Source organism: Acidithiobacillus sp. TH-A36 (assembly GCF_057473445.1).
This window is the reverse complement of the sequence record NZ_JBYCKP010000707.1, coordinates 1-1,202: the sequence shown is the minus strand read 5'-3', so window position 1 is coordinate 1,202 and position 1,202 is coordinate 1. Positions and strand designations below refer to the sequence as shown.

Here is a 1,202-nt window from a genome sequence, read left to right as displayed (position 1 = left end):
CCGCATTGCCGAGCTGGCCCCCAGCCATATCTGCATCTCGCCCGGTCCCTGCACCCCCAATGAAGCGGGCATTTCCATTGCCACCATCCAGCACTTTGCCGGAAAAATCCCGCTGCTGGGCGTTTGTCTCGGCCATCAGGCCATCGGACAGGCTTTTGGTGGCAAGGTGATCCGCGCCGATCAGGTGATGCATGGCAAGACCTCGCCCATCCATCACCATGGTCAGGGGATCTTCCACGACCTGCCCGACCCCTTTCCCGCCACCCGTTATCATTCCCTGATTGTCGAACGCGACAGCCTGCCAGAGAGTCTGGAAATCACGGCCTGGACGGAGGCGGGAGAAATCATGGGGTTACGTCACCGCGCACTGGCCGTGGAAGGGGTGCAGTTCCATCCTGAGTCCATTCTCAGCGAATGTGGCAAAACCCTCCTCCAGCACTTCTTACAGGGAGAAGCAACCCGATGATGGTCCGCGACATTCTTGAACAAATTGCCGCCGGGCAGGATTTGTCCCGAGAGCAGGCCCAGCATGTATTTGCCGGAATCATGGCCGGTGACTGGACGCCGGCGCAAATTGGCGCCCTCCTCATGGGCCTGCGCATGAAGGGACAACGGGTCGAAGAACTGGTTGGCGCCACCCTGGCGCTGCGCGCCTGCATGACCCGGGTAGAAGTTTCCACCGACCATCTGCTCGACACCTGCGGGACCGGCGGAGATGCCCTGAGCACCTTCAATATTTCCACGGTATCCGCCGTCGTCGCAGCAGCGGGGGGCGCCCGGGTAGCCAAACACGGCAACCGTTCCATGGTCAGTCGCAGTGGCAGTGCAGATGTTCTGGAAGCTGCGGGCCTGCCCATGGATATGAGCCCCGAAGCGGTGGCGCAAAGCATCGAAAAAATCGGCATCGGCTTCCTGTTCGCTCCGGCGCATCACGGTGCCATGCGCCATGCCGTCGGCCCGCGCAAGGAACTGGCGATTCGCTCATTGTTCAATCTGATGGGTCCCCTGAGTAATCCGGCGGGGGCCCCGCATCAGGTGCTCGGCGTATATGCCGAACGCTGGCTGATCCCCCTGGCCGAAGCGGCCCGGGAACTGGGCTCCCGTCACGTACTGGTGGTTCATGGTCATGACGGTCTGGATGAAATCAGTCTTTCTGCCCCCACGGACATGGCCGAACTGAAGGATGGGGTGATTTCGCGCAG

At 61.5% G+C, this 1,202-nt stretch carries 2 protein-coding genes; both read left to right on the top strand.

The genetic code is table 11. From position 1 onward, the window contains the following. A partial coding sequence (locus AC2VLY_RS17610; RefSeq protein ID WP_486893006.1) for an anthranilate synthase component II occupies positions 1 to 466 on the top strand: 466 nt, incomplete at its 5' end. Further along, on the top strand, positions 463 to 1,202 hold a 740-nt coding region (trpD, locus tag AC2VLY_RS17605), incomplete at its 3' end, for an anthranilate phosphoribosyltransferase (RefSeq protein WP_486922751.1). The genes AC2VLY_RS17610 and trpD, both read left to right, overlap by 4 nt.